This is a genomic window from Massilia sp. Mn16-1_5, assembly GCF_004798585.1.
GTDB lineage: Bacteria > Pseudomonadota > Gammaproteobacteria > Burkholderiales > Burkholderiaceae_D > Telluria.
Window position 1 is genome coordinate 1 of record NZ_PPXQ01000052.1, and the last position, 1211, is coordinate 1211.

General features: G+C 64.7%; 1 protein-coding gene. It reads right to left on the minus strand.

Annotated features, from left to right (window positions below):
• On the minus strand, nucleotides 1-1211 hold a 1211-nt coding region (gene adh / locus C2862_RS25000), incomplete at both ends, for an aldehyde dehydrogenase (RefSeq protein ID WP_136223757.1).

Genomic DNA, 1211 nt, shown 5'->3' on the forward strand with positions numbered 1-1211 from the left:
CCCATGCGGAAGGCACGCGAGGCGTCGCGCGTCCACAGCCCGGCGCCGAGACCGTACAAGGTGTCGTTGGCGATGCGCAGCGCGTCGGCCTCGTCTTTAAACGTCGTGACCGAGACCACCGGCCCGAAGATCTCTTCCTGGAAGATGCGCATCTTGTTGTCGCCCTTGAACACGGTCGGGCGCACGTAATAGCCTTCGGCCAGTTCCCCTCCGTGCAGGTGACGCTCGCCGCCGGCCAGCACCTCGGCGCCTTCCTGGCGGCCGATGTCGAGATAGGACAGGATCTTTTCCAGCTGCTCCTGCGAGGCCTGGGCGCCGATCATGGTCGAGGAATCGAGCGGATTGCCCAGCTTGATCGCCGCCACCCGCGCCAGCGCACGCTCGATGAAGCGTTCATAAATCGATTCCTGGACCAGCACGCGCGAGGGGCAGGTGCACACCTCGCCCTGATTCAGCGCGAACATCGCGAAACCTTCCAGGCACTTGTCGAAGAACTCGTCGTCGGCATCCATCACGTCGGCGAAGAAGATGTTCGGCGACTTGCCGCCCAGTTCCAGCGTGACCGGAATCAGGTTCTGCGCCGCATAACCCATGATCAGGCGCCCCGTGCCGGTCTCGCCCGTAAACGCGATCTTGGCGATGCGCTTGCTCGAGGCCAGCGGCTTGCCCGCTTCCAGGCCGTAGCCGTTGACGACGTTGACGACACCCGGCGGCAGCAAGTCTCCGATCAGCTCCATCAGCACCATGATCGAGGCCGGCGTCTGCTCGGCGGGCTTGAGGACCACGCAGTTGCCGGCGGCGAGGGCCGGCGCCAGCTTCCAGACAGCCATCAGGATCGGGAAATTCCAGGGGATGATCTGGCCGACCACGCCCAGCGGCTCATGGAAGTGATAGGCATAGGTTTCGTGGTCGATCTGGGCGATCGAGCCTTCCTGCGCGCGGATGGCGCCGGCGAAGTAGCGGAAGTGGTCGATGGCCAGCGGAATGTCGGCCGCCGTCGTCTCGCGGATCGGCTTGCCGTTGTCGATGGTCTCGGCGGTGGCCAGCATGGCGAGGTTCTGCTCCATGCGGTCGGCGATCTTGTTCAGGATGTTGGCGCGCTCGCTTGGGGAGGTCTTGCCCCAGGCTTCTTTCGCTTCATGGGCGGCGTCCAGCGCCAGTTCGATGTCTTCGCTCGTCGAGCGGGCGATTTCGCAGAAGGGCTGGCCCGT